At 60.6% G+C, this 22685-nt stretch carries 21 protein-coding genes; 9 read left to right on the plus strand and 12 right to left on the minus strand.

Annotated features, from left to right (window positions below; translation table 11 throughout):
* Positions 1-230 precede the first annotated feature (230 nt).
* Both BLS75_RS11560 and BLS75_RS11565 read right to left on the minus strand, forming a co-directional pair.
* Positions 231-1571 (minus strand): ATP-binding protein, encoded by a 1341-nt coding sequence (locus BLS75_RS11560; protein ID WP_072450882.1) that lies wholly within the window; start codon positions 1569-1571, stop codon positions 231-233.
* On the minus strand, positions 1568-2278 hold the full coding sequence (locus BLS75_RS11565; RefSeq protein ID WP_011063247.1) for a response regulator: 711 nt from the start codon (positions 2276-2278) through the stop codon (positions 1568-1570). The genes BLS75_RS11560 and BLS75_RS11565 overlap by 4 nt, the downstream gene beginning before the upstream one ends.
* A gap of 167 nt (positions 2279-2445) precedes the next feature.
* Here BLS75_RS11565 and BLS75_RS11570 point away from each other — a divergent pair, with 167 nt between their 5' ends.
* Positions 2446-2775 (plus strand): hypothetical protein, encoded by a 330-nt coding sequence (locus BLS75_RS11570; protein ID WP_015636890.1) that lies wholly within the window; start codon positions 2446-2448, stop codon positions 2773-2775.
* Positions 2776-2873: 98 nt separating this feature from the next.
* Here the strand turns inward: BLS75_RS11570 and BLS75_RS11575 are convergent, their stop codons facing one another.
* Positions 2874-4034, minus strand: a complete 1161-nt coding sequence (locus tag BLS75_RS11575) for an MFS transporter (protein ID WP_072450883.1) — start codon at positions 4032-4034, stop codon at positions 2874-2876.
* Positions 4035-4135: 101 nt separating this feature from the next.
* Here BLS75_RS11575 and gcvA point away from each other — a divergent pair, with 101 nt between their 5' ends.
* The 3 genes from gcvA (at position 4136) to BLS75_RS11590 (ending at position 7512) form a co-directional block, all read left to right on the plus strand.
* Entirely contained in the window at positions 4136-5071 is a 936-nt protein-coding gene (gene gcvA / locus BLS75_RS11580) for a transcriptional regulator GcvA (RefSeq protein ID WP_072450884.1), read from the plus strand.
* Positions 5072-5177: 106 nt separating this feature from the next.
* Positions 5178-7106: an alkaline phosphatase D family protein gene (locus BLS75_RS11585; RefSeq protein ID WP_072450885.1), complete on the plus strand. Its 1929-nt coding sequence runs from the start codon at positions 5178-5180 to the stop codon at positions 7104-7106.
* A 40-nt stretch (positions 7107-7146) separates the two neighbouring features.
* Entirely contained in the window at positions 7147-7512 is a 366-nt protein-coding gene (locus tag BLS75_RS11590) for a DUF7079 family protein (RefSeq protein ID WP_239690659.1), read from the plus strand.
* A 9-nt stretch (positions 7513-7521) separates the two neighbouring features.
* On the opposite strand, the gene BLS75_RS11595 is transcribed toward BLS75_RS11590, so the two are convergent.
* The 3 genes from BLS75_RS11595 to BLS75_RS11605 form a co-directional block, all read right to left on the minus strand.
* The gene (locus tag BLS75_RS11595; protein ID WP_011063253.1) at positions 7522-8091 is read right to left on the minus strand and encodes a hypothetical protein; all 570 of its coding nucleotides are present in this window, start codon (positions 8089-8091) and stop codon (positions 7522-7524) included.
* A 133-nt stretch (positions 8092-8224) separates the two neighbouring features.
* Complete coding sequence (locus BLS75_RS11600) at positions 8225-10273, minus strand: c-type cytochrome (protein WP_072450887.1); 2049 nt, start codon at positions 10271-10273, stop codon at positions 8225-8227.
* A gap of 214 nt (positions 10274-10487) precedes the next feature.
* The gene (locus BLS75_RS11605; protein ID WP_015636898.1) at positions 10488-11153 is read right to left on the minus strand and encodes an ArsR/SmtB family transcription factor; all 666 of its coding nucleotides are present in this window, start codon (positions 11151-11153) and stop codon (positions 10488-10490) included.
* Between the two features lie 106 nt (positions 11154-11259).
* Here BLS75_RS11605 and BLS75_RS11610 point away from each other — a divergent pair, with 106 nt between their 5' ends.
* The 3 genes from BLS75_RS11610 to BLS75_RS11620 all read left to right on the plus strand — a co-directional run bounded on the left by BLS75_RS11610 (position 11260) and on the right by BLS75_RS11620 (position 13895).
* Positions 11260-11769, plus strand: a complete 510-nt coding sequence (locus BLS75_RS11610; RefSeq protein WP_072450888.1) for a DUF2938 domain-containing protein — start codon at positions 11260-11262, stop codon at positions 11767-11769.
* Positions 11770-11945: 176 nt separating this feature from the next.
* On the plus strand, positions 11946-12527 hold the full coding sequence (locus tag BLS75_RS11615) for a DedA family protein (protein WP_072450889.1): 582 nt from the start codon (positions 11946-11948) through the stop codon (positions 12525-12527).
* Between the two features lie 120 nt (positions 12528-12647).
* The gene (locus BLS75_RS11620) at positions 12648-13895 is read left to right on the plus strand and encodes a 2-aminoadipate transaminase (protein ID WP_072450890.1); all 1248 of its coding nucleotides are present in this window, start codon (positions 12648-12650) and stop codon (positions 13893-13895) included.
* 23 nt (positions 13896-13918) lie between these two features.
* Here BLS75_RS11620 and BLS75_RS11625 read toward each other — a convergent pair whose 3' ends face one another.
* The 6 genes from BLS75_RS11625 to BLS75_RS11650 form a co-directional block, all read right to left on the minus strand.
* Positions 13919-14506: a hypothetical protein gene (locus BLS75_RS11625; RefSeq protein ID WP_011063260.1), complete on the minus strand. Its 588-nt coding sequence runs from the start codon at positions 14504-14506 to the stop codon at positions 13919-13921.
* Positions 14507-14510: 4 nt separating this feature from the next.
* Positions 14511-15041: a DUF3592 domain-containing protein gene (locus tag BLS75_RS11630; protein WP_041119764.1), complete on the minus strand. Its 531-nt coding sequence runs from the start codon at positions 15039-15041 to the stop codon at positions 14511-14513.
* A gap of 336 nt (positions 15042-15377) precedes the next feature.
* The gene (gene wecB / locus BLS75_RS11635) at positions 15378-16505 is read right to left on the minus strand and encodes a non-hydrolyzing UDP-N-acetylglucosamine 2-epimerase (RefSeq protein ID WP_072450891.1); all 1128 of its coding nucleotides are present in this window, start codon (positions 16503-16505) and stop codon (positions 15378-15380) included.
* Positions 16498-17508 carry a polysaccharide biosynthesis protein gene (locus BLS75_RS11640; RefSeq protein WP_072450892.1) on the minus strand — a complete coding sequence of 337 codons (1011 nt, stop codon included), beginning with the start codon at positions 17506-17508 and terminating at the stop codon, positions 16498-16500. Before BLS75_RS11640 ends, wecB begins: the two co-directional genes overlap by 8 nt.
* 18 nt (positions 17509-17526) lie before the next feature.
* On the minus strand, positions 17527-18384 hold the full coding sequence (locus BLS75_RS11645; RefSeq protein ID WP_072450893.1) for a dTDP-4-dehydrorhamnose reductase family protein: 858 nt from the start codon (positions 18382-18384) through the stop codon (positions 17527-17529).
* A 141-nt stretch (positions 18385-18525) separates the two neighbouring features.
* Positions 18526-19737 carry a glycosyltransferase family 4 protein gene (locus tag BLS75_RS11650; RefSeq protein WP_072450894.1) on the minus strand — a complete coding sequence of 404 codons (1212 nt, stop codon included), beginning with the start codon at positions 19735-19737 and terminating at the stop codon, positions 18526-18528.
* A gap of 571 nt (positions 19738-20308) precedes the next feature.
* Between BLS75_RS11650 and wbpA the strand changes: the two genes are divergently transcribed.
* On the plus strand, positions 20309-21622 hold the full coding sequence (wbpA, locus tag BLS75_RS11655; protein ID WP_072450895.1) for a UDP-N-acetyl-D-glucosamine 6-dehydrogenase: 1314 nt from the start codon (positions 20309-20311) through the stop codon (positions 21620-21622).
* A 111-nt stretch (positions 21623-21733) separates the two neighbouring features.
* Positions 21734-22681 carry a Gfo/Idh/MocA family protein gene (locus BLS75_RS11660; protein WP_072450896.1) on the plus strand — a complete coding sequence of 316 codons (948 nt, stop codon included), beginning with the start codon at positions 21734-21736 and terminating at the stop codon, positions 22679-22681.
* The last annotated feature ends 4 nt before the right edge of the window (positions 22682-22685 follow it).

Here is a 22685-nt window from a genome sequence, read left to right on the forward strand (position 1 = left end):
CGACCAGGGTTGCGTTCATGGTGCCCACCGTTCTTGTTGTTATCGGTTTCGGCGAGGGTGCGCCCAGGGGCGCGGTAGTGCCTGATCGAGTATCCCGGCGCACCAGGGCAGAAACCATCCTGCAAATGCAGGATGGCGCAAGTCACGCTACGGGCAGCTTGAAAAAAAGCCTAGCGGGCCAGGGCAGGAGGCAATGGAGCTCTGACGCAAACCCTCAACTGCGGCAGCGGCTACAGCGGCAACTCCACCCGCGCCTCCAGCCCACCGCCCTCACGATTGAACAGCCGCAACTCGCCGCCGTGTTCGCGGACAATGGCCCGTGCTGCCGACAGCCCCAGGCCCACGCCGCCGGTGCTCTTGTTGCGCGAGATCTCCAGCCGGAAGAATGGTGCAAACACCTGTTCCAGAGCCTCGGGTGGAATCCCCGGGCCACGATCGAGCACGCGTACCCGCACCTGATCCGCCCCCTGTTCCAGCACGATGGCTGGCTGCGCACCGTACTTGAGCGCGTTGTCCAGCAGGTTGGTCATCACCCGCTTGAGCCCCAGGGGCCGGCCGCAATACACCAGACGCGGCGGCCCGGTGAAGAGGATTTCCATGGACTGGTCGCGGTAGTCGTCCACCAGGGTCTGCAACAGTTCGGCCAGGTCGAAATGGGTGGCCTGCTCCAGCCGCGCATCGTCGCGGAAGAACTCCAGGGCCGAATTGATCATCGCCTGCATCTCGTCCACATCGCGGAACAGGCGCTGCTGCTGGTCGGCATCCTCGATGAACTCACCGCGCAGGCGCATGCGGGTCAGCGGTGTGCGCAGGTCATGGGAGATGGCCGCGAGCATCTGGGTGCGGTCCTTGATGAAGTGCTGCAACTGCGCCTGCATGGCGTTGAAGGCAAGAATCGCCTGACGGATCTCGTGGGGCCCCACCGGATCGATGGGCGGCGCGCGAAAGTCCACGGCAAAGCGCCGGGCGCCCTGGGCGAACTGCTGCAGCGGCTTGGCCAGCCGGCGAGTGGCAATCAAGGCCACCAGGCCGGTGGAAATCAGCACCAGGGCAATTACGATCAGGTTGCGCGTGCCCTCCTCCAGCCCCCAACTGCGTGACGCCGAAGAAAACATCAGCCAGCTTTGGTCGCTCAACTGCACCAGCAGCGCGTAGCGACCTTGGTCGCTTCGCCAGTCGCTGGGCTGATAGGCCTCGATATGCCGCTGCGGTGGGCCGAGCAAGGCGCGAAACGCCTCGGAGCCGTCGCGGTATTCGGAGTCTTCCAGCAGCGGCAGATCCAGGCCCTGCCGTGTCGCCTGCCAGACAATGCTCAGGTGATCGGTACTGACCGAAGCCGCCAACCGCGAGCGCTGGCCCGGCTCCGAGGCCTCGACCATGCGCACGATGGCCGCGGACTTCTCCAGCAACCCGGTTTCCGCCAGTGGCGGATAAGCCCAGACCCCGGCCAACTGCACGAACAGCGCATTGAACGCCAGGGCCGTGAGCATGGCCATGATGATGGTCAGGGCGATCCAGCGCGCCACGGTGTCGCGCAGGCGATAACGCCACAAGGGCTTGATCAGCTTCACTGACGGGTCACGCTGGGGGTGAACAGATAGCCGCCGTTGCGTACCGTGCGAATCATCGCCGGGCGCTTGGTGTCGAACTCCAGCTTGCGCCGCAGGCGGCTGACCTGGACATCGATGCTGCGATCGAAGGCGTCATGGGCCTGGCCCCGGGCCAGGTCCAGCAGCTGCTCGCGGGTGAGGATGCGCTGCGGGTGCTCGACAAACACCAGCAGCAGGTCGAACTCCCCCGCCGACAGCGGAATCATCACCTGGTCCGGCGAGCGCAGTTCGCGGCGAGTCAGGTCCAGCTGCCAGTCGGCGAACTTGATCAGCGGCCGCGGCACGTCCGCGCTCACCGGCCGGTTCTCCCCGGCCCGGCGCAGCACCGCCCGTACCCGGGCCAGCAGTTCGCGGGCATCGAAGGGCTTGCTCAGGTAATCGTCGGCGCCCATCTCCAGGCCCACCACCCGGTCGCTCAACTCGCCCATGGCGGTGAGCATGATCACCGGCGTGGCGTGCTGCTGGCGCAAGCGCTGGCACAGGGTCAGGCCGTTGTCGCCGGGGAGCATCAGGTCGAGGATGATCAGGTCCGGAACCTCCCGCTCCAGAGCCGCCCACAGCGACGCACCATCGGTGGCCACCACCACCTGGTAGCCCTGTTGGACAAAAAATTTCTTCAGCAGAGCGAGGACTTCAATGTCGTCGTCCACGATCAAAAGACGGCTCACCAGCAGGCATCACTCAAGGTCGGAAAGAGCCGTTATCTAAAACCATTCGGCGCGGCCCGTCATATATTTCAACGTGGTAACAAACCTTCAGCCACGCAATAAAGCAGACATCTTTGCGCAAGGTTCACCTGCCAGCATCGGCTTCCCCTTGCTGGAGAACCCTGACCATGCGCCTGCTCAAACCCGCCTCGGCCCCAGCCCCTCTTGCCGCAAAGGAGCTGCCCGTGCCCACCTGCGAACAACACGCCCTGATGCTGCTGCAACGCGTGACCAAGCTCGACAACGCCAGCCTGCATTGCCGCGAAGTCAGCCTGCGTATGTCTGAAGACCAGAATCACCTGGTGCTGACCCGCTACAGCGAGCACTACAGCCCCGAGGGCATGGAGTGGGTGGAGCGCAAGCATCGGGTGTCGGTGACCGACCTGCTGCGCTGGGTGATCGAGCAGGGCCAGCCGCAGAGCATTGAACGCGGAGAAGAACACAAGGCCTCGGCCTGAGGCCTGTAGGGGCGAGCTTGCTCGTGACGATCGCGCGCAAGCTCGCCCCTACAGAACTCCGCTAACTGATCTGACTGGCCGTGGCCACAGAGGCGCCCCTAAGTCTCTTCGGCAGACGCCTGTCTGCCCGCCTCCCCACGAACACCAACCTCTCGACACGCCAACGCACTCACCGCCAGACACCCCGCCGCCAGCGAATACACCCACACCGTGGACGCCACCGGCAGCAGCAAGCCGGCGATCAAGGGCCCGACCCCGGCGCCGATATCCCGCCACACCGCATTGGCCGCCAGGGCCCGCACCCTGCCCGTCCCCGGATGCCGCTGTGCAACCACCGTGACCACCAGCGGCAATTGCAGGGCCCGCAACACCAGCACCAGGGCGCCGCCGACAATCAGCCAATGGCAACCAAAGCCCACCAGGGCCACAGAGGTCAGCAGGGAGAAGACGATCAACATCCGCGTCGCGCCCCAGCGTTGTGCAGCGAGGCCGCCCAGGGGGCTCAGGAGCATTTCCGAAACGTAGCGCAGGGCCAGAAGCCCGCCCGCCACCAGCACCGCATTGCCCGCCATCAGCTGCTCGGCCTGCAGCGACAGGCCAATGATGAACAGACCATCCAGCACCAGCCCTTCGATAAAGGACCACAACGCCACGCTGTCGGGGCGCTGAAAACGGCGGCTGGAACTGGCCAGTGGATGGGGCTTGCTCGGCAGGCCGAAGGCCAGGAGCAGAGCGACCAGCGACGTCAGGGCCATAAGAAGGAAGATCACTCGCGGGCCATATTCGACGCTGACCAGCGCGCCCAGGGGCAAGGCCAGCATCGGCCCGGTGGCGATCAGCGCCCGGGAGCGGCCGGTGCGGCGGGCGGCGCCCGTGGGCTCGGCGGTGGCCATGACCTGGGTTGAAAGGTTGAGGGCCGCGTAGGTCAGGCCCCAGCCCAGGCGCAACAGCAGCAGCCACCAGAAGCCGGACAAGGTGGCGTAGCCCAGGGCACAGAGTGCGGCGGTGGCGGCGGCCAATACGCAAACCGGGCGATCACCGCGCCGGGCGTAGAAGCGCATCACATGGCTGTAGCCGAAGATCCGCACCAGGCGGTTGGCTGCCAGCAACAGGCCGGCTTCGGCCAGGGTCACGCCGAAGGCCTCGTGCTGCATGGGCAGCAACAGGTAGAGCAAGGTGTCGCCGGGCAGGCACAGGCCGAGGATCGAGGCGGCGCGGGCGGAAGCCTTATCGGTGGTGCGGACGTGGGTATCGGGCATGGCAGGCAAACCGGCAGGTCATGAACGGCGTTCAGCGTGACCTTCTGTTGCGACACTGACAAACGCTTTAATTGCGCCATACATGTGACTAAATTAGACACATGATCACTGACCTGCCGCCCCTGAACGCCGTCCGCGCCTTTGCCGCCGCTGCTCGCCACGAGAGTTTCAGCCGCGCCGCAGAAGAACTGCATGTGAGCCACAGCGCGGTGAGCCGCCATATCAAGTTGCTGGAAGAGCACCTGGGGGTGCTGCTGTTCGAGCGGCGCATCCGCCAGTCGGTGCTCACCCCTGCCGGGCAAGCCTTCCATGAGCAGGTCAGCGTGGCCCTGGCCCAGATCGCCAATGCCGCCGCCTCCCTGCGCTGCGGCGCGGCCCTGCGCAAGGTCACCGTCAATGTGCGACCGTCCTTCGCGGTGCGCTGGCTGATTCCCCGCTTGCCGCAGTTCATGGCGCTGTACCCGCAGATCCAGCCGGAGGTGGTGACCAGCACCCTGCTCCCCGATCCCGCCAAGGAAACCTTCGACCTGGTGATTCGCCGTGGCCGCTCCGGCTGGGCAACCACGCTGCAACCCCAACGCCTGCTGGAAGACGAAATCCTGGTGGTGGCAGCGCCGTCGCTGTTGCACAGCACAGCACTGAACAGCCCCGATGATCTGTCGCGACATACCTTGCTGGTCAGCCGCACCCGCGCCAGCGACTGGCAGAAGTGGCTGGAACACTGCGGCCTGAAACCGCTGCGCACCTCGCCGACCTTGCATTTCGACCATATGCACTTCGTGCTCCAGGCCTGCGTCGACGGGCTGGGCCTGGCGCTGTGCCCGGCCTCGTTGCTGGCCAAGGACCTGGCCAGCGGCCGCCTGATCTGCCCCTTGCCGGACCTGCGCCAGCCCCTGACCCGCTATTACTACGCGCTGGACAGTGATGCGGCCCCCGAAGCCCAGGTGTTTATCGATTGGATGCTGGCGCAGATTCGCCAGGACGCCTTGGATAATCAGGTACATCAGCTTGCGGGCAATGCGGGCCAACGCCCATAAATAATCGGATACAAAAGCCTTGCTCCAGCCCGCGCAACCGACGTTTCTTCGACATCGGCTGCGCTACCATTTGCCCCCTTTGCAACCGCTAGAGATCCCGCAGCAGATGCTCCCGACCACGCTACCCACTGCCCTGCCTCCTGTTCTCGCCGGCCCGTTGCTGCGCCGCCTGGAGCCGACGCGGCTGGTGCTGTGGCTGGTGAGTTCCAGGGCGTTGGCGCTGACCCTGCGCCTGCAGCCCGCTGGCAGCACGACCCTGGATCTGGCCCTCGACCCGCAGCAATGCCAGGTCATTCCCGTCGGTCGCCATGCCTTTATCCATCTGATCGATGTGGCACTGGACGATGCCCTGCCCCTGGACGTGACGATCGCCTATGACCTGCTGATCAACGATGCCGAGGACAGCGCCCGGGCTATTGCCGATTGGGCGCCGCACCTGCTGTATGGCGATGCCGGGACCCCGGAGTTCGTGCTCCACAGCCGCATCGACAACCTGCTCCACGGCTCCTGCCGCAAGCCCCATCACCCGTCCGCTGACGGCTTGCTCTGCGTCGACCGCCTGCTGGCGCAACAACCCGAGCCTGCACAACGCCCGGCCTTGTTGATGATGAGCGGCGACCAGGTGTACGCCGACGATGTGGCCGGGCCCATGCTGCGGGCCGTCCACGCCCTGATCGAGCGCCTCGAGCTGTTCGATGAAGAGTTGGACGGTGCCGTAGTGGCCGACAGTCAGGCGCTGTACCGCCATGGCGCCAGCTACTACCAGCGGGCCGAATTGCTCCCGGCGCTGAAGAGCAATGAAACCCTGCGCGAGCGGTTTTTCGGCGGGGTGAAAAAGCCGATCTTCACCAGCAGCAACGCTGACAACCACCTGGTGACTTTCGCCGAGGTGCTGGCCATGTATCTGCTGGTCTGGTCGCCGCTGCCCTGGACCCTGATCACGCCACAGCCGCCACGACTGACACCGGAACAACAGACGCGCTACACCCGGGAACAGCAGCGCATCGACGAGTTTGTCCAGGGCCTGAAGGGTGCCGCGCGGGTCTTTGCCCACCTGTCGTGCCTGATGATCTTCGACGACCACGACATCACCGACGACTGGAACCTCAGCGCCCAATGGGAAGAAACCGCCTACGGCCATCCCTTCTCCAAGCGCATCATCGGCAACGCGCTGCTGGCTTACATGCTGTGCCAGGGCTGGGGCAACAACCCGGATGCCTTCGCCCAACTGCTGGAACACACCCGGGCCTTGAGCGCCACGGCACAAACTCCGGAACGCATGCTGGAATGTCAGGCCCAAAACGACCTGATCGACCAGTTGCTGGGTTTCCAGCAGTGGCAATACGTATTGCCCAGCACCCCGGCCCTGGTGGTGCTGGACACCCGCACCCGGCGCTGGCGCAGCGAGTCCAACCTGGGCCAGCCTTCCGGCCTGCTGGACTGGGAAGCCCTGAGCGAACTGCAACATGAACTGCTGGATCACCCCTCGGCGATCATCGTTTCACCGGCGCCGATCTTCGGCGTCAAGCTGATCGAAACGGTGCAGAAGGTCTTCAGTTGGTGCGGCTACCCGCTGCTGGTGGACGCGGAGAACTGGATGGCCCATCGCGGTTCCGCCCAGGTGATCCTGAACATCTTCCGCCACTCGCGAACCCCGGGCAGCTACGTGATTCTCTCGGGGGATGTGCATTACTCCTTCGTCTACGAAGTGCTGATTCGCCACCGCCAGGGCGGCCCGCGGATCTGGCAGATCACCAGCAGCGGCATCAAGAACGAATTCCCCGCCGCCCTGCTGGAATGGTTCGACCGCCTCAACCGTTGGCTCTACTCGCCGCGCTCGCCGTTGAACTGGTTCACCAAGCGCCGGCGGATGAAGGTGATGCCCCATGTGCCCGAGCATGCCGAGGCCGGGGAGCGGCTGTGGAACTCGTCGGGGATCGGCCAGGTGTTTTTCAATGAGCAGGGGCAGCCCGTGGCGATCTATCAACACAATGCCAATGGCACGGCGCCGACACGGATGATTGCGCCGAGATAGAATCCGCTGTCGCCGGCCACCAGGAAGGACCCTCCCCAACATGCCTTCAAGCCCGATCACCCCGGTACAGCGAGATACCATCCGCTACCTGCTCTCGGACGCCTTTGTCGACAACGAGGTGGACTACGCCTACATCGCCCGGGAAACCCAGGCCTACGACCGTGCCGAGGTGGAGCGCATTCTCTACGAAGAGGTGGCGCCGGTGTGCTACATCAACCTGATGTCGGTGATCCCGGAGATCTGGATCGGCTTCGAGCGGGAGTCCTTGCTGGAGGAAATCGAGGATAGCCTGGCACTGCGGCGCAGCAGCCGCTGGCAGGCCTTTCGCGATCGCTTGTTCATCCGCTGGATCCGCTTTCGCGGCGCCTATATCTGGGAGGAAATCTGCAAGCACTATGGCCCCTAGGTTCTTGCCCTAGCGCGCATCGGCGCTGCAGTAATCGGTAGGCCGCAGCGCCACCCGCTCCGGCAGCATCTCGCCCTTGTCGTCGATCTTGCGCAGCATGGCGGTGCACATCTGATCCTGGAGAAACACCATCTGATAGGTGGCGCCGGCCTCGGGCACGAAGGTCACGCTTTGCTCGCAAACGGCGCGGTAGTCCTTATCCATCCCCGGTTCAGTGTTGTAGAACATGAAGGCGAACGGGCGATTGGCCGGGATCTTCAGTTCGTTGGCACCAAAGCCCTCCTGGCGGCGCATGCGGTCGGTAGCGGCCGTCATGGGAATGCCCAGGTTGCGGAAATTGGGATTGGCAATGCCGCGATGGGGGCGAACCATCAGCCCGGAGCTCGGTTTGCGCCAGTCGATGCAATCGCTGTAGGGCACACCCCGCACCAGCCCCTGGGCGACGATGCGGATCAGTGCGGTGTCACCGGCATCGGCCGGCACCCGGTAGCTGACGGTGGTCGCTTTGAGCGCGGAAACAAAGGCACAACCGCTGAGCCCCAGGGACAGGCTCAGCAACAGGATCGAGCGAAACCGCATGATTCATCCTTGAAGGACCGACAGCGAAGGCTGACGCAAAGGATGGCAATCCTACCTCGGCGCCAGGGCGCGCCGGCAGATTTTTCTGCGGGGGCCTGTAGCCGCAGCTCAAGGCGACTACAGGGTCAAGCCCTCAGTAACGGGCGTCCGCCGGGCGGCCGCCGTTGGGCCAGTCCTTGACCTTGTCCGGGAAGTCCGGGCGCGGCTGGTGGGAGAAGTATTCGGCCACGTCCAGGGCTTCCTGGTCCGAGAGGCCGCCCTGGCCCAGGGGGAACTTCTCGTGGAAGCCAATCGGCATGTTGCGTTTGACGAAGGCCGCCGCGGTGTAGGTGCGGGCCATGCCGGCACCGATGTTGAAGGATTGATCGCCCCACAGCGGCGGGAAGATCAGGCTGCCGTCGGCGCGTTTCAGGCCTTCGCCATCCGCGCCGTGGCACACCGCGCATTGCTTGGCGTACACCTGCTTGCCATTGTCAGCATTGGGCTTGAGGGCCGGGTCGATCTTGCCCACACCGCGCCCGGCCACCTTGTCTTCTGGGCGGGTGTTCATTTTCATCCACTCGAAGTAGGCCACCATGGCTTGCATGTCGGCGCCGTTCACCGGCAGCGGCTTGCCGTGCATGGAGCGGCGGAAGCAGCCGTTGATGCGCTCTTCCAGGGTGATGGTCTTGCCCGCCCGCGGCGCGTAGCCGGGGAAGAACGCCGAGACGCCGACAAAGGGTGAACCGTCGGCCACGGTGCCGGCGTTGAGGTGGCAACTGGTGCAGTTCAGCGAGTTGCCGACGTTGTCCGGCAGCAGGGCCTTGGTTTCCAGGTGCAGGCGCATGCCGCGCACCACTTGTTCGGCATTCGGCGCCGCCAGCAGGTTGGCCAGGCGCGGGGTTTCGAACAGAGTGCTTTCCACTTGCGGGCTCAGTTGCGCCCGCATCTTCTTCACTTGCTCGGCGCTGATGGCGGAGCCGTTGTTGCCCCAACTGCTGCGGACAAAACTGAGGATCTCGGCGATCTCGCCATCGGCCAGCTGGGCAAAGCCGGGCATGGTGTAAACCCGTGGATGGGCGGCGGTCTGGGCGGTCTTCCAGCCGGTCAGGGTGATGTGCAGCAAGGAAGTCGGGTTGGCCGAGGCGACGCTGGGGTTGCCGGCCAGGGACGGGAACATCTGCGGCACGCCGGCGCCATCCTGGCGGTGGCAGTCGGAACAAAACTGCGCGTAGCCCAGGCCGCCACGGGAGGTGAACAGGTTGTTTGGCGGGGCCGCCGGGGTCAGTGCCACCGAAGGCATGGGCAGGTCATCTTTGCCGGCCGGCAGGGACTTGAGGTACGCGGCGATGGCCGTCAGGTCGGCGTCGGTGAAATGCTGGGTGCTGTGGTGGATCACGTCGGCCATGTTGCCGGACACAGTGGCAAAGCGGTTCTGCCCGGTCTTGAGCAACTGCACCGTGTCCTCCACGGTCCACAGGTTGCGCAGGCTCAGGGCTCGCCACTCTTCCACCGTCTCGCCGGCCAGGTAGTGCTGGCCGCCGGATTCGCTGTCGCTCATGGCCTTCTCCTGGAAGGCGATGCCCCGCGGGGTATGGCAGGAACCGCAGTGGCCCAGGCCCTGGACCAGGTAGGCGCCGCGATTGAGCTGTTCGTCCTTGGCCGGGTCAGGCTTGAAGGGCTGCTTGTCGACGAACACCAGGTTCCAGAACCACAGGCCCCAGCGCTGGTTGAAGGGGAACCCCATGTCGGCTTCCAGGTTGCCCTGGGCTACGGGTTCCACCCCGTGCATCAGGTAGGCGTAGAGGGCGCGCATGTCCTCTTCGGTCATCTTGGCGTAGGACGGATAGGGCATGGCCGGGTACAAATGACTGCCGTCAGGGGTTACGCCTTCGCGCATGGCGCGGTCGAATGCCTCGAAGCTGTAGCTGCCGATACCGGTGTCTTTATCCGGGGTGATGTTGCTGGAGTAGATGGTGCCCATGGGCGTCTTCAGCTCCAGGCCACCGGCCATGGTGGCCCCGCCCTTGGCGGTGTGGCAGGCAATGCAGTCGCCGAGCTGGGCCACGTACTGGCCACGCTGGATCAACTCGGAATCTGGGGTGGAGGCCGCCGCTGCCGGGGTCGGCTCGCTGGCATGCAGTAGGGGTACGCAGAGCAACGCAGCGCCCAGAAGGCACAGGCGTGACAGAGAAAAAGCCATCAGGTTATTCCTTTAAAATCCGCCTGGGGTGGTCCCCTCGGCCGATATCCACAAAGGTTTTTATTGGTTGTCCCGGCCTTCACGGTACAGGCCCGGGGCTCGATACCTTGTGGGTCCGAGCCTGATGCCCTTGTAGCGGATTTTTCTGAAAACCCTGTTGATATGGATCATGGCCCTATAGGCAATGTCCTGTATGGCCGACTCTGCGACACTTTTACCGGGTGGTTTCCACCCCTAGGCCGGCGGCCTGCCAATCGACGAAACCGTCGTCCAGGCGCCGCACCCTGAAACCCTTGGCGCGAAGCAAGGCCGCGGCATTGTGTGACAGCACGCAGTAGGGCCCGCGGCAGTAAGCCACCAACTCCTGGCCCGCGGGCAACTCGGCCAGACGCTGCTCCAACTCTTCCACCGGGATATTGATTGCCCCCGGCAAATGCCCAAGGGCGAACTCCTGCGGCGAGCGCACGTCCAGCAGGGTCATGCCGCCCTCCTGCAGGCGTTGGCGCAGCTCTTCCCGGGAGATGCCCTCCAGGCGCCCCGGCTGCTGCTCGCTGTCGGCCAGCAGCTCACGGATCTGCCCGTGGTTGTAATCGACGTATTGGCGCAAGCCCCCCAGAAGTGCGGCCAACGGCCCCTGGCTGAGGCTGTAGAGCACTCGCTTGCCGTCGCGCCGGGTCTGCACGAAACCGCCCCGGCGCAGCTGTTGCAAATGTTGCGAGGTGTTGGCTACCGAGAGTCCCGAGGCTTCCACCAGGCGCTCCACCGGCTGCTCGCCACGAGCAATGTGCTCCAGCAGGATCAGGCGGTGGTGGTGGCCGAGAATACGTGCCAGCTCGGCCATGTCCGCCAGAGGCTGTTGAGGGGAAATCGAATCGGTCATTGACAGCTCCTGCTGCTTTATTGATCATTCAATCACTTTATTGAATGAAACATTATCACACCCATAGCCGAGGCTGAAGTGCAGCCATCCATACCCAGGAGTCTTTATGCATGAGTTCATGGCGTTGATTTTACCGGCACTGCTGATCGGTGTCGGCGCTACCTTGGTCCTTGATTTGTGGACGCTGTTTCTGGCGCGAGTGTTGAACATTCCTGGCCCCAACTGGGCCATGGTCGGACGCTGGATCGGGCATTTTCCTCGGGGCCAGTTCCTGCACCAGAGCATTGCCCAAGCCGGCCCGGTTCCGGGGGAACGGGCCCTGGGCTGGCTGGCCCACTATCTGATCGGCGTCCTGTTTGCCGCCCTGTTGCTGCTGGCCTGCGGCCTGCAATGGGCACAACAGCCAACCCTGGCACCGGCCTTGCTCATTGGCGTGCTGACGGTGGCTGCACCGTTCTTGCTGATGCAACCGGGCATGGGCGCGGGAGTGGCGGCGAGCAAGATGCCCAAACCGAATGTGGCCCGGCTGCGCAGCCTGATCGCGCATTCGGTGTTCGGGCTGGGGTTGTATGGCGCGGGGATGTTCTGGGCATGGCTGTTGGGGCAGACGGCGTGATCGGCGCCTCAAGCAGTGCCCACTAGACCCGATTCTCGACTCGCAAGCCGGGAACCCGTTCAAACTCCCGCAGATGCGCAGCCTGGACGTTACACCGCGGCGCAAGAAAAAAGGCACTCAAAGCCAGGATGACGACTCGAAGTCATGGCGGACTTCAAATACGGAACTGGATAACCATGCTCGAACACCTCGACCTTAACTCGCTGATCGCCGCCTACGGCTATTGGGTGATTTTCATCGGTTGCCTGCTGGAAGGTGAAACCGTACTGATCCTCGGCGGCATGGCCGCGCACCAGGGCACCTTGCAATGGTTGCAGGTGATCGGCTGGGCCACCCTGGGAGGCATCCTCGGCGATCAATTGCTGTTCTGGACCGGGCGCTATGGCGGGGCGCGCCTGCTGCCCAAGCTCAAGCGTCACCAGGCGGCCATCGAACGGGTCCAGGGCCTGATCCGGCGTTACCCCTCGACTTCGGTGTTCGCCGTGCGCTTTCTCTACGGCATGCGCCTGGTGGGCCCGATGGTGATCGGCGCCAGTGGCCTGGCACCCTGGCGTTTCGCCCTGCTCAATGTGCTGGGGGCTGCGGTATGGGCCATCTTGTTCGTCAGCGCCGGTTACTGGGCCGGCGAAGCCTTGCAGCATTTTCTTGGCGACCTGAAACCCTATCGCCTGCCGATCTTCCTCGGGGTGATAGCGCTGGTGGTTCTTGCGGCACTGGTGCGGCATTTGCGTAATGGGCACAAGGCCCAGCAGCACTGAGACAACCGCTTCGGCACATCGGGAATTTTCATACTGACCCGGCGACTTTATTTCGTTTGTCCAGGGCCCCCGGCCCCGGCTTAGATAACGGCTTGTTTCCGGCACCCAGAGCCCGCATCCATGAGCCACGAGAACATCAGCCGTTCGATCTCCACCGTCCACCCGATCCGCCTCAGCCACGGACGCAACGCCGAGGTCTGGGACATCGATGGCAAGCGCTACATCGACTTTGTCGGCGGTATCGGCGTGCTCAACCTCGGGCACTGCCACCCACGCATAGTCTCAGCCATCCAGCAGCAGGCCACCCGGCTCACCCACTACGCCTTCAATGCTGCGCCTCACGGGCCCTACATCGAGTTCATGCAGCGCCTGGCGAACTTCATCCCGGTGAGTTACCCGGTCAGCGGCATGCTCACCAACAGCGGCGCCGAGGCCGCGGAAAACGCCCTGAAGATCGTGCGGGGAGCTACCGGGCGCAGCGCGGTGATCGCCTTTGACGGAGGCTTCCATGGGCGCACTCTGGCCACCCTCAACCTCAACGGCAAGGTGGCGCCCTACAAGCAGAAGGTCGGTGTACTACCCGGGCCTGTGTACCACCTGCCCTACCCCAGCGCCGACAACGACGTCAGTTGCGAAGAAGCGCTGAAAGCATTGCGTCGGCTGTTCAGCGTGGAGATCGATGTACAGGAAGTGGCCTGCTTCATCCTTGAGCCGGTGCAAGGCGAAGGCGGCTTCCTGGCCCTGGACGCCACGTTCGCCCGAGCCTTGCGCAGCTTCTGCGATGAACATGGCATTTTGCTGATCGCCGACGAGATCCAGTCCGGCTTCGGCCGCACCGGGCAGCGTTTTGCCTTCTCCCGCCTGGGCATCGAGCCGGACCTGATCCTGCTGGGCAAGAGCATTGGCGGCGGGGTTCCACTGGGCGCCGTGGTGGGTCGCAAGGCATTGCTGGACGTGCTGCCCAAGGGCGGCCTGGGGGGCACATACTCGGGCAACCCGATCGCCTGCGCGGCGGCGCTCGCGACCCTGGATGAAATGACCGACGAGCACCTGCAAGCCTGGGGCGAGCGCCAGGAGCGGGCGATCGTGCAACGCTATGAGCATTGGAAAAGCAGTGGGCTCTGCCCCTTCCTGGGCCGCCTGACGGGGGTGGGAGCCATGCGCGGCATCGAGTTGGTCAATGCCCAGGGCGAACCGGCGCCAGAGCAACTGAGCACGCTGCTAGGCAGCGCCCGGAATGCAGGTCTGCTGCTGATGCCCAGCGGCAAGTCGCGGCACATCATTCGCCTGCTGGCGCCCTTGACCACCGAGCCTGAAATCTTCGAGGAGGGCCTGGATATTCTCCAGGAATGCCTGGCGCGCCTGTGATTCCCGGCGCGCCGGCTCCGTGGCTAGAACAGATAGCCCATGTAGATCGCCGCGCCACCACCTGCCTGTACGCCGGCGTTCATCCCCGCCATCACCAACGCGCCCTTGGCCGAGCGCATCAACTGTTCGTTGACCCGGGACGAAGCGATGATCGAGGTCACCGGGCTGGAGTTGAGGGCCACCGCCATAGCAAGCAGCTTGGGGTCCAAGCCGAACAGCAAGGCCGTGGCCGAACCACCCACCACCAGCCCTGCACCCACTTCGGTGTACATGCAAGGGCCGGTGATGTCGTCCTCCGTCAGGTCGCTGCTGCGCAGAGCATCGCTAACAAACACCTTACCGGTGCTGGGAAAAGCCTCCGCCGCGCCTGCGCCTCCAACGCTCTTGCCCTTGACCTGGATATTGACCTTGCCGAAACGCGGCAGGCGCGCACCAAAACCGGCGCCCACCCCCAGGCCGCCGTAGCGATAGCTGACATCCTTGCCCTGGGGTGAACGCAGGATGATCGAGCCGCCGCTACCCGCCACTAGGGCTACGGTCAGGCCGCCGCCGCTGGCGGTCTGGTACAGCCATTTACTTTCGTTGACCGGAATCGGAATGCTGAGGTTCATGGGGTCAAAGTCCTTTTGCTCGTTGGGTGGCTCGTCCGCGCTGGCTGATGACACCCACCAGGCCGGCCAGGGTAAATACCAGACCGATCAGGCCGAGCACACCCGGGGTGGCCCAGAGTGCTGCCGGGTCGTCGATGATTGCGCTGTTGGCCGGCCGCTCGGGCTGGTAATACACCCGCACCGGCTGGTCCTTCTGGTAGCCGAAGATAAAGCCACCCTGGGGGTAGGAAATCTTCTCACCAGTACTGCTGGTGAAGGCGATCTCGGGGTGCGACCCCCCGGCATTCAAATCGCTGACGATACCGTCGGCGGTCTGGGCACTGGCGAGGAACTCGCGGCGATCAAGAGTGAGATTGACGGCGATGACCAACAGGCCGATGCCGATCAGGGCGAACAGCAGACCCTGGAGGATCTTGCCGAAGCGTGACGGGGTGGAGTTAGCCATGGGCTGTCTCGATATTCGTCCGTGAAAGAGGGAGGCCACGATAACAAGAAACCTGCCTCCAGAAAAACCACTGCCGCGGCGCAAGCGCATTCCGGCAACGGCGTTCAGGCACCCCGGAAAGCGGCCTGAACGCCTATCACCAGCGCTTGCAAACCGAATTTCCGACGGGCATTGCCCTGGAGGAATTTGTCCGCAAATACCGGCGGAAGTTCCAGGCCCCGGACCTGCTCCCGGCGTTTTTTTTTCAACACAACAGGGGAAATTGCTGGCGAGCTGCGCCTTGTCCCGACATGAAGATTTGCGCGAAAAACAGGCGCTGAAAGACGTCATATCGGACTGTCCAACACCAGGAACAAGAAAAACCTTGTTCCCACCAACAGTGTCTTAGCCGCAGCCCACCTCAGGCTCCGGCTAAACCTGTTGAACTCAGTCTTTACGCCATACGGTACGGTTGATGTAGTCGGTGTAGCTCAGAACCACACGGACCACCTGCAGAGAAACAGGACCACCTTGATAGTCCTGTACCAGAGGAACGTTGCGCTGGTCACGAGAGTGCTGGCTGGTTACAACGCGTACAGCATCCATGACCGACTCTCGCTTGAGGCCGCTCATGACCAGTGTTCCTTCATCCATTCCTTCGGGACGCTCGTGAGCATTACGCAAGGTCACCGCCGGCAGATTCAGTAGCGACGCCTCTTCGGTAATGGTGCCGCTATCGGAAAGCACACAGAACGCCGACATCTGCAACTTGATGTAATCCAGCAGGCCGAAAGGCTTGACGAAGCGAATCAAAGGATGTTCAAGGCTCTCCCCCAACGCTTCAAGGCGCTTGCGGGTGCGCGGGTGAGTCGAAACGATCAGTGGGAACCCATAGTGATTGGCCAGAGCCCGCAAGGTATCCAGCAAGTCCCGAAGGTTGTCAGCGGTATCGACGTTCTCCTCACGATGCGCACTGACGACAAAGAACTTGTCCTGCTCCAGACCACTTCGGGCAAGCACCTGCGAGCTTTCAATCCCCGGCATGTAATAGTCGAGGACTTCTTGCATGTGCGAACCAGTCTTGATGATGGTTTCCGGACGAATCCCCTCAGCGATGAGGTACCGACGGGCATGTTCAGTCAATACCATGTTGATATCGCTGAGATGGTCTAGCACCTTGCGATTGAGCTCTTCTGGAACTCGTTGATCGAAGCAGCGGTTGCCTGCCTCCATATGGAACACTGGAATTTTGCGGCGCTTTGCAGCGATGACTGCCAGGCAGGTATTGGTATCGCCATAAAGGAGTAGCGCATCGGGCTTTTCCAACTCAAAGATCGCGTCAGATTTGGCGATGACTTCAGCGATAGTCTGAGCAGCGGTCTCCCCTGCTGCACCGAGAAAGTGATCCGGCTTGCGAATCTGCAGGTCATCGAAGAAAACCTGATTGAGCTCGTAATCGTAGTTCTGCCCCGAATGCACCAATATGTGGTTGACTTGGCGGTCCAACTCGGCGATCACCCGGCTCATCTTGATCAGTTCGGGGCGGGTACCGACCAGTGTCATGACCTTAAGCATCGAGTTGCTCCTTGATGTAGTCGAGCTTGAGCAGCAACTCCTTGATGCCTGGTACGTCGAGGCGCGAGGTATTGTGCGAGGTGTAGTCGTCGAGCTCGGAGATACGTTGCTCGCCTTCAACAAAATACTTCTTGTAGTTCAAGTCGCGGTTATCCGCAGGTATCCGGTAATAACGCCCCATGTCCTCGGCTTTAGCCATCTCTTCACGGGAGACTAGAGACTCATACAGTTTCTCACCGTGACGGGTACCAATAACCCTGACCTCATTGCTCTTGCCGAATAGCTGCTTGAGCGCCTCAGCCAGATCCCCCACGGTGGATGCCGGTGCCTTCTGGATAAACAGATCGCCCTGTTGTGCATGCTCGAAAGCATGCAAAACCAAATCGACCGAATCTTCCAAGGACATCAGAAAACGAGTCATTTCCGGATCGGTCACGGTCAAAGCTTCATCCGAACGCAACTGATCGACAAAAAGCGGAATCACCGAACCACGAGAGGCCATGACGTTACCGTAGCGGGTCGCACAGATGATAGGCCCCTTGGCCGGTATCATCCGCGACTTGGCAACCATCAGCTTCTCGGCCATCGCCTTGGAAATACCCATGGCATTGATCGGATAGACGGCTTTATCGGTACTTAGCACGACAACCCGCTGGACACCGGTAGCTATGGCGGCATTGAGGACATTCTCGGTCCCCAGTACGTTGGTACGTACAGCCTCCATCGGATAGAACTCACAGGACGGTACTTGCTTCAATGCCGCGGCATGAAAGATATAGTCGACGCCGACCATGGCCTGGGCCAGGCTGTCGTAGTTGCGAACATCACCTATATAGAATTTGACCTTGTCATTGGCCAGGGCAATTCGCATGTCTTCTTGCTTCTTCTCATCGCGACTGAAGATGCGAATTTCACGCACGGCGGTATTGAGAAAACGCTTGAGGACCGTATGACCGAAAGAACCGGTTCCACCGGTGATCATCAATACCTTGTCGTCGAACATGTACACCTTCCAATTTTTTTAGCGATTGGCATGCATCAGCTCAATGAGCTGAGGCCAGGATGGAGCCTTGTATCCAGTAGCATGAGTAAATCGCTCGCTATTGAGTGAACGATCGATCACTAGTTTGGCATCTGGATGTATATCAATTGTCTTCTCATATTGCCGGGCAATCAGCGCCAACAGATCGGACTTGGCAATGGGCTCTGCAGCAACATGATACAGCCCATTAAGTTGCGGATGCGGCAAGACGTAGTCTTTCATCACCCGGGCAAGCTCTACTGTAGGCAACCCGGAAAAAATGGCACGACTAAACCCTCGCACACTGCCTTGCTGACTCAGAAACCAATCCACAAGAGAATGATCGGAGCTCAATTCATGACCAATGATTGACGTTCTCAAGGTGATCGCATGGGGCTCTTCATGCAGTTCACCTATGTACTTGGACTTCCCGTACAGATCCTCAGCGTCGGAAACATCCGTTTCCAGATAGCCCCCCTTACGACCGGAGAACACGCAGTCGGTACTGACATGCAGCAGGCGTGCGCCACTTAGAGCACAAAGCTTCGCCAACCTGTGGGGCAGCATGGCATTGATTGGGAGCGCAGTTAGCGGATCCTTGGCATCGGCAAGTTGCTTGATCAGCCCTACACAGTTGATCACTACATCCGGGCGGACCCGAAGCATTGCAGCTGTCAATGCATCCTGATCCAGCACATCGACACCAGACAGGACGCGGGAAAGGTCGGCTACAGAAGAATGTCGCAGGGCGGACAGGCTGCGCACCGTGCCCCAGACTTCATGCTGTGGATCCTGACTGAACACCTTAAAGACAGTACTACCCAACATACCGGTAATACCTAACACCAATACCTTCATAAATATGACTCAGACCTTGAGTTTATCCCGACCGCACCAACAAGGGACCGAAAGGCCATCAGCCTCTCAAAATCGGCACATTGTCCAGCAACGGACAAAAAATAGCACTGCCTGGAAAAGCACAATGCCAGCCAGTGCCTATCAAGCCCCCAGCAGCTCGACCAGATACCGAACTTGCTGGCCCATTTCAAAATGGGCGGCAAAGTAGTCCCGTCCGCAACGCCCCATTTCCTCACGTTGAGCATCGCTCAAGCCATACATCTCACGTATGTTGGCGACCAGTGGAGCCACTTGCTCCGCTGGGCTGGTCAGCCCGGCCCGCGCCTCCTGGATTACCCGAGCACCTTCACCATCTAGACTGGCAATGATTGGTTTACCAGCCGCCAAATAGGATTGGACCTTGCTGGGGATAGTCTGGGCAAAAATGCTTTCATCGTTGAGTGACACCAGCAACGCGCCAGCCTGTGCAAAGACAGCCGGCATTGCCAAGGCAGGGAAACGTCCGGGAAGAATCAGATTGTCCATCACATGAAGCTGCTTCTGCTCCTTTAGCCATTCCAACCGACTGCCACTGCCTATCAACACCAGCCGAATGCCTGGCTCATCACGCAATTGCTTTGCTGCCTCCAGTAATGTCTCCAAGGCCTGAGCTGTTCCGAGATTACCAGCGAACACCACGCAAAAGTGGTCGTTAAGGACCCGCGTTAAAGACTCGTCAATTGCGACTTCCGCATTGAAGGCCTGGGCATCCACTGAGTTCGGGTAATAGGTAATCTTATTCCTGGGCGCATAGCTGGCAACCGAGTCGACAAAGGCATTGGATTGAACCAACAGTCGATCACAACCTGCATATATTCCGCGCACCATCCAGCCAACCATCTTCAACAGATAGGGGTTTTTCACAAATCCAGTGGCCGCAAGACTTTCTGGCCACAGATCCTGAATCCACAGGGCCAGCCGCGCGCCCTTCAACCACTTGATAGGAATCGCTGGAATCGCCTGGGTGATGGGGGAAGGAGCGAACACCAGAATCGCATCGAACTCACGCTTGCGTAACATCCATGGAAAAAATATCAAACCTGCAAATACGAACGACAGGTAGTTAAGTACCATGTTTTTCGCGCCCCCCTCTCCGCGGGGCCAAAGGGGAACGCGTAGCACATCAACAGATTCGAGATAACTTTCGCGCTGACAACCCCACGCACGATATCCGGTAAATATTCGACCATCTGGATAATTAGGCTTCCCGGTAGCAACTACTACCTCGTGCCCCTGAGCAACTAGCGTCCGAACTATATCGTTGATGATGAAGTTCTCAGGACTAAAGTATTGAGAAAAAATTAATAACTTCAAAGAGTTCACTTTCTAATCTGTGAAAATAAATACCTTCCAACACGGCATGCCCGGCTACGTCCAAGGAAAGCATCGGGACGATGATTCAATTAGCCTATCGCCACTCATCGGAAGCTGCACTCATGAACGAGCCCAAAGGAAGAAGCATCAGTAACCTGTCGGCAACATGAACCCTTGCTGATTGCCCGCGATGGGACCACAGGCGCTTCCACAGCAGCAAGGAGATTTTACTTTCCTCGATTGACAGGAGCTAGCCAGCGGCACGGAGACTGGGAATGGAGTAAATGCTTACAACCTGTCGCTCGAGACGCCTTGCCAGTGTAGAATCGCGCCCAATTTAGCTGCATACACCACGAGCGACACCTCCGATTGCTTGGCTGTCGGACGATGGAGCATTCTGTTTCTTGCCAGCTTAAGCGCGGGTTAAATGAGTTGATCGCCTGTTCATCGCACGCTTTACAGGCCTGATGTCCATGAGTGTAAGGGAAAGAACTATTTAGCCCGCTTCCAGCAAAAAAAGTAACGGAACAGCTGCTGCATGCATCAACCCTGGTATTACATCGGAGCCCAAATGCCTGACCAAAAACAAACCAGCATCGCCAAGTTCAAGAACAAGGAAGCCTTGATTGGCATCGTAGGCCTAGGCTATGTAGGCTTGCCGCTGATGTTGCGTTACAACGCTATCGGCTTCCGGGTGCTGGGTATCGACATCGATGACTCCAAGGTAGCCAAGCTCAACGCTGGCAGTAGCTATATAGAACACATTGCCAGCGAACACATCAGCCACGCCAGAAGCTCAGGGTTTGAAGCGACTACCGACTTTCAGCGTGCCAGTGAGTGTGATGCTCTGATCCTTTGCGTGCCGACACCGCTGAACAAATATCGCGAGCCGGACATGAGCTTCGTGATCAACACAACCAATGCCCTCAAGCCATATCTGCGTGCAGGTCAAGTGGTCTCCTTGGAAAGCACTACCTATCCGGGAACCACGGAAGAGGAGTTACTGCCTCGCGTGCAAGAGAATGGTCTAGTCGTGGGTGAGAACATTTTCCTGGTGTATTCGCCTGAACGGGAAGATCCGGGCAACGCCAACTTTGAAACCCGTACTATTCCAAAGGTCATAGGCGGTCATACGCCTGGTTGCCTTGAAGTAGGCATAGCGCTGTATGAACAGGCAATCGACCAGGTCGTGCCTGTAAGCTCCACCAAAGCTGCGGAAATGACCAAGCTGCTTGAGAACATTCACCGCGCAGTCAATATCGGCCTGGTCAATGAAATGAAAGTCGTGGCCGATCGCATGGGCATCGACATCTTTGAAGTCGTCGATGCTGCAGCCACCAAACCCTTCGGTTTCACCGCCTATTACCCTGGCCCCGGCCTGGGCGGCCACTGCATTCCCATCGACCCCTTCTACCTGACCTGGAAGGCTCGCGAATATGGTCTGCATACGCGCTTTATCGAATTGTCCGGTGAAGTCAACAAGGCAATGCCCGAGTACGTTCTGAGCAAGCTGATGGACGGCCTGAACAACAGCGGCAAGGCACTCAAAGGTTGCAAGGTCCTGGTTCTGGGCATCGCCTACAAGAAGAACGTGGATGACATGCGTGAATCTCCATCCGTAGAGATCATGGAGCTGATCGAGGCCAAGGGCGGTATCGTGGCCTACAGCGACCCACATGTTCCGGTGTTCCCAAAAATGCGCGAACACCATTTTGAACTGAGCAGCGAACCGTTGACTGCTCAGAACCTGGCTGCATTCGACGCAGTGGTACTGGCGACAGATCATGACAAATTCGATTACGAATTGATCAAGGCTCATGCGCAATTGATCATCGATAGTCGCGGCAAATACCGTACCGCTGCGAGCAACGTCATCAAGGCTTGACCGAGTCACGACCCATTGCAGGGAAATGCGCGTAATAGGGGGGCAATGCCCGAGAAGCCCTGTTTCGCGCGTCCTGCCAAAGGTAGCTGAAACTCTTTTCCGAGGAACTCCATGAAACGCTTTGCCCTGATCGGCGCCGCCGGCTACATCGCCCCGCGCCATATGCGTGCCATCAAGGACACCGGCAATGAGCTGGTTTGTGCCTACGACATCAACGACTCCGTCGGCATCATCGATAGCCTTTCGCCTCAAAGCGAATTCTTCACTGAGTTCGAGCGTTTCTACGACCACGCCTGGCGTCTTAAACGAGATCCGGCAACCACCCTGGATATCGTTTCGATCTGCTCGCCCAACTACCTTCATCACTCCCATATCACCGCGGGCCTGCGCCTTGGATGCGACGTGATCTGCGAGAAGCCACTGGTACCCAGCGCAGCGCTGCTGGAAGACCTGAGCCTGACCGAGCGCGAAACCGGCAAGCGCCTTTGGAACATCCTGCAACTGCGTCACCATCAGGCGATCATCGACCTGAAGAACCGCGTGCAGTCGCAACCTAGTGCCCCTAAGCACGAAGTGGAACTGACCTACATCACCAGCCGCGGCCGCTGGTACATGGAAAGTTGGAAAGGCGACCCTCGAAAATCCTTTGGTGTCGCAACCAATATCGGCGTGCATTTCTATGACATGCTGCACTTCATCTTCGGCAAGCTGCAGCGCAACGTTGTGCATTTCAGCAATGCCGACAAGGCCTGCGGCTACCTGGAGTATGAGAACGCCCGGGTACGCTGGTTCCTTTCCATCGATGCCAACGACCTGCCTGAGTCGGTCAAGGGCAAGAAACCTACCTACCGTTCGATCACCGTCGACGGCGCGGAAATCGAGTTTTCCGAAGGCTTTACCGATCTCCATACCGTCAGCTACCAAGCCGTACTCGACGGCAAGGGCTACGGTATCGAAGATACCCGGCACTGCGTGGAAACCGTCGAGACTATTCGCACCATGAGCCCTGTCAGAGCTCAGGACAACGAAGGGCACCCCTTCCTGTCCCGCCTGGTCTGACCGT

Source organism: Pseudomonas sp. NFPP12, from assembly GCF_900103205.1.
Classification (GTDB): Bacteria; Pseudomonadota; Gammaproteobacteria; order Pseudomonadales; family Pseudomonadaceae; genus Aquipseudomonas; species Aquipseudomonas protegens.

Excerpts from the sequence above, each read along its gene's own strand:
- BLS75_RS11605 (WP_015636898.1), bottom strand. The coding sequence starts at position 11,153 with ATGACCGATTCGATTTCCCCTCAACAGCCTCTGGCGGACATGGCCGAG.
- BLS75_RS11590 (WP_239690659.1), top strand. The coding sequence starts at position 7,147 with ATGCCTTCAAGCCCGATCACCCCGGTACAGCGAGATACCATCCGCTAC.
- BLS75_RS11630 (WP_041119764.1), bottom strand. The coding sequence starts at position 15,041 with ATGCGCTTGCGCCGCGGCAGTGGTTTTTCTGGAGGCAGGTTTCTTGTT.
- BLS75_RS11615 (WP_072450889.1), top strand. The coding sequence starts at position 11,946 with ATGCTCGAACACCTCGACCTTAACTCGCTGATCGCCGCCTACGGCTAT.
- BLS75_RS11595 (WP_011063253.1), bottom strand. The coding sequence starts at position 8,091 with ATGCGGTTTCGCTCGATCCTGTTGCTGAGCCTGTCCCTGGGGCTCAGC.
- BLS75_RS11570 (WP_015636890.1), top strand. The coding sequence starts at position 2,446 with ATGCGCCTGCTCAAACCCGCCTCGGCCCCAGCCCCTCTTGCCGCAAAG.
- BLS75_RS11640 (WP_072450892.1), bottom strand. The coding sequence starts at position 17,508 with ATGTTCGACGACAAGGTATTGATGATCACCGGTGGAACCGGTTCTTTC.
- BLS75_RS11610 (WP_072450888.1), top strand. The coding sequence starts at position 11,260 with ATGCATGAGTTCATGGCGTTGATTTTACCGGCACTGCTGATCGGTGTC.
- BLS75_RS11575 (WP_072450883.1), bottom strand. The coding sequence starts at position 4,034 with ATGCCCGATACCCACGTCCGCACCACCGATAAGGCTTCCGCCCGCGCC.
- wbpA (WP_072450895.1), top strand. The coding sequence starts at position 20,309 with ATGCCTGACCAAAAACAAACCAGCATCGCCAAGTTCAAGAACAAGGAA.
- BLS75_RS11645 (WP_072450893.1), bottom strand. The coding sequence starts at position 18,384 with ATGAAGGTATTGGTGTTAGGTATTACCGGTATGTTGGGTAGTACTGTC.
- BLS75_RS11660 (WP_072450896.1), top strand. The coding sequence starts at position 21,734 with ATGAAACGCTTTGCCCTGATCGGCGCCGCCGGCTACATCGCCCCGCGC.
- BLS75_RS11620 (WP_072450890.1), top strand. The coding sequence starts at position 12,648 with ATGAGCCACGAGAACATCAGCCGTTCGATCTCCACCGTCCACCCGATC.
- gcvA (WP_072450884.1), top strand. The coding sequence starts at position 4,136 with ATGATCACTGACCTGCCGCCCCTGAACGCCGTCCGCGCCTTTGCCGCC.
- BLS75_RS11600 (WP_072450887.1), bottom strand. The coding sequence starts at position 10,273 with ATGGCTTTTTCTCTGTCACGCCTGTGCCTTCTGGGCGCTGCGTTGCTC.
- wecB (WP_072450891.1), bottom strand. The coding sequence starts at position 16,505 with ATGCTTAAGGTCATGACACTGGTCGGTACCCGCCCCGAACTGATCAAG.
- BLS75_RS11625 (WP_011063260.1), bottom strand. The coding sequence starts at position 14,506 with ATGAACCTCAGCATTCCGATTCCGGTCAACGAAAGTAAATGGCTGTAC.
- BLS75_RS11585 (WP_072450885.1), top strand. The coding sequence starts at position 5,178 with ATGCTCCCGACCACGCTACCCACTGCCCTGCCTCCTGTTCTCGCCGGC.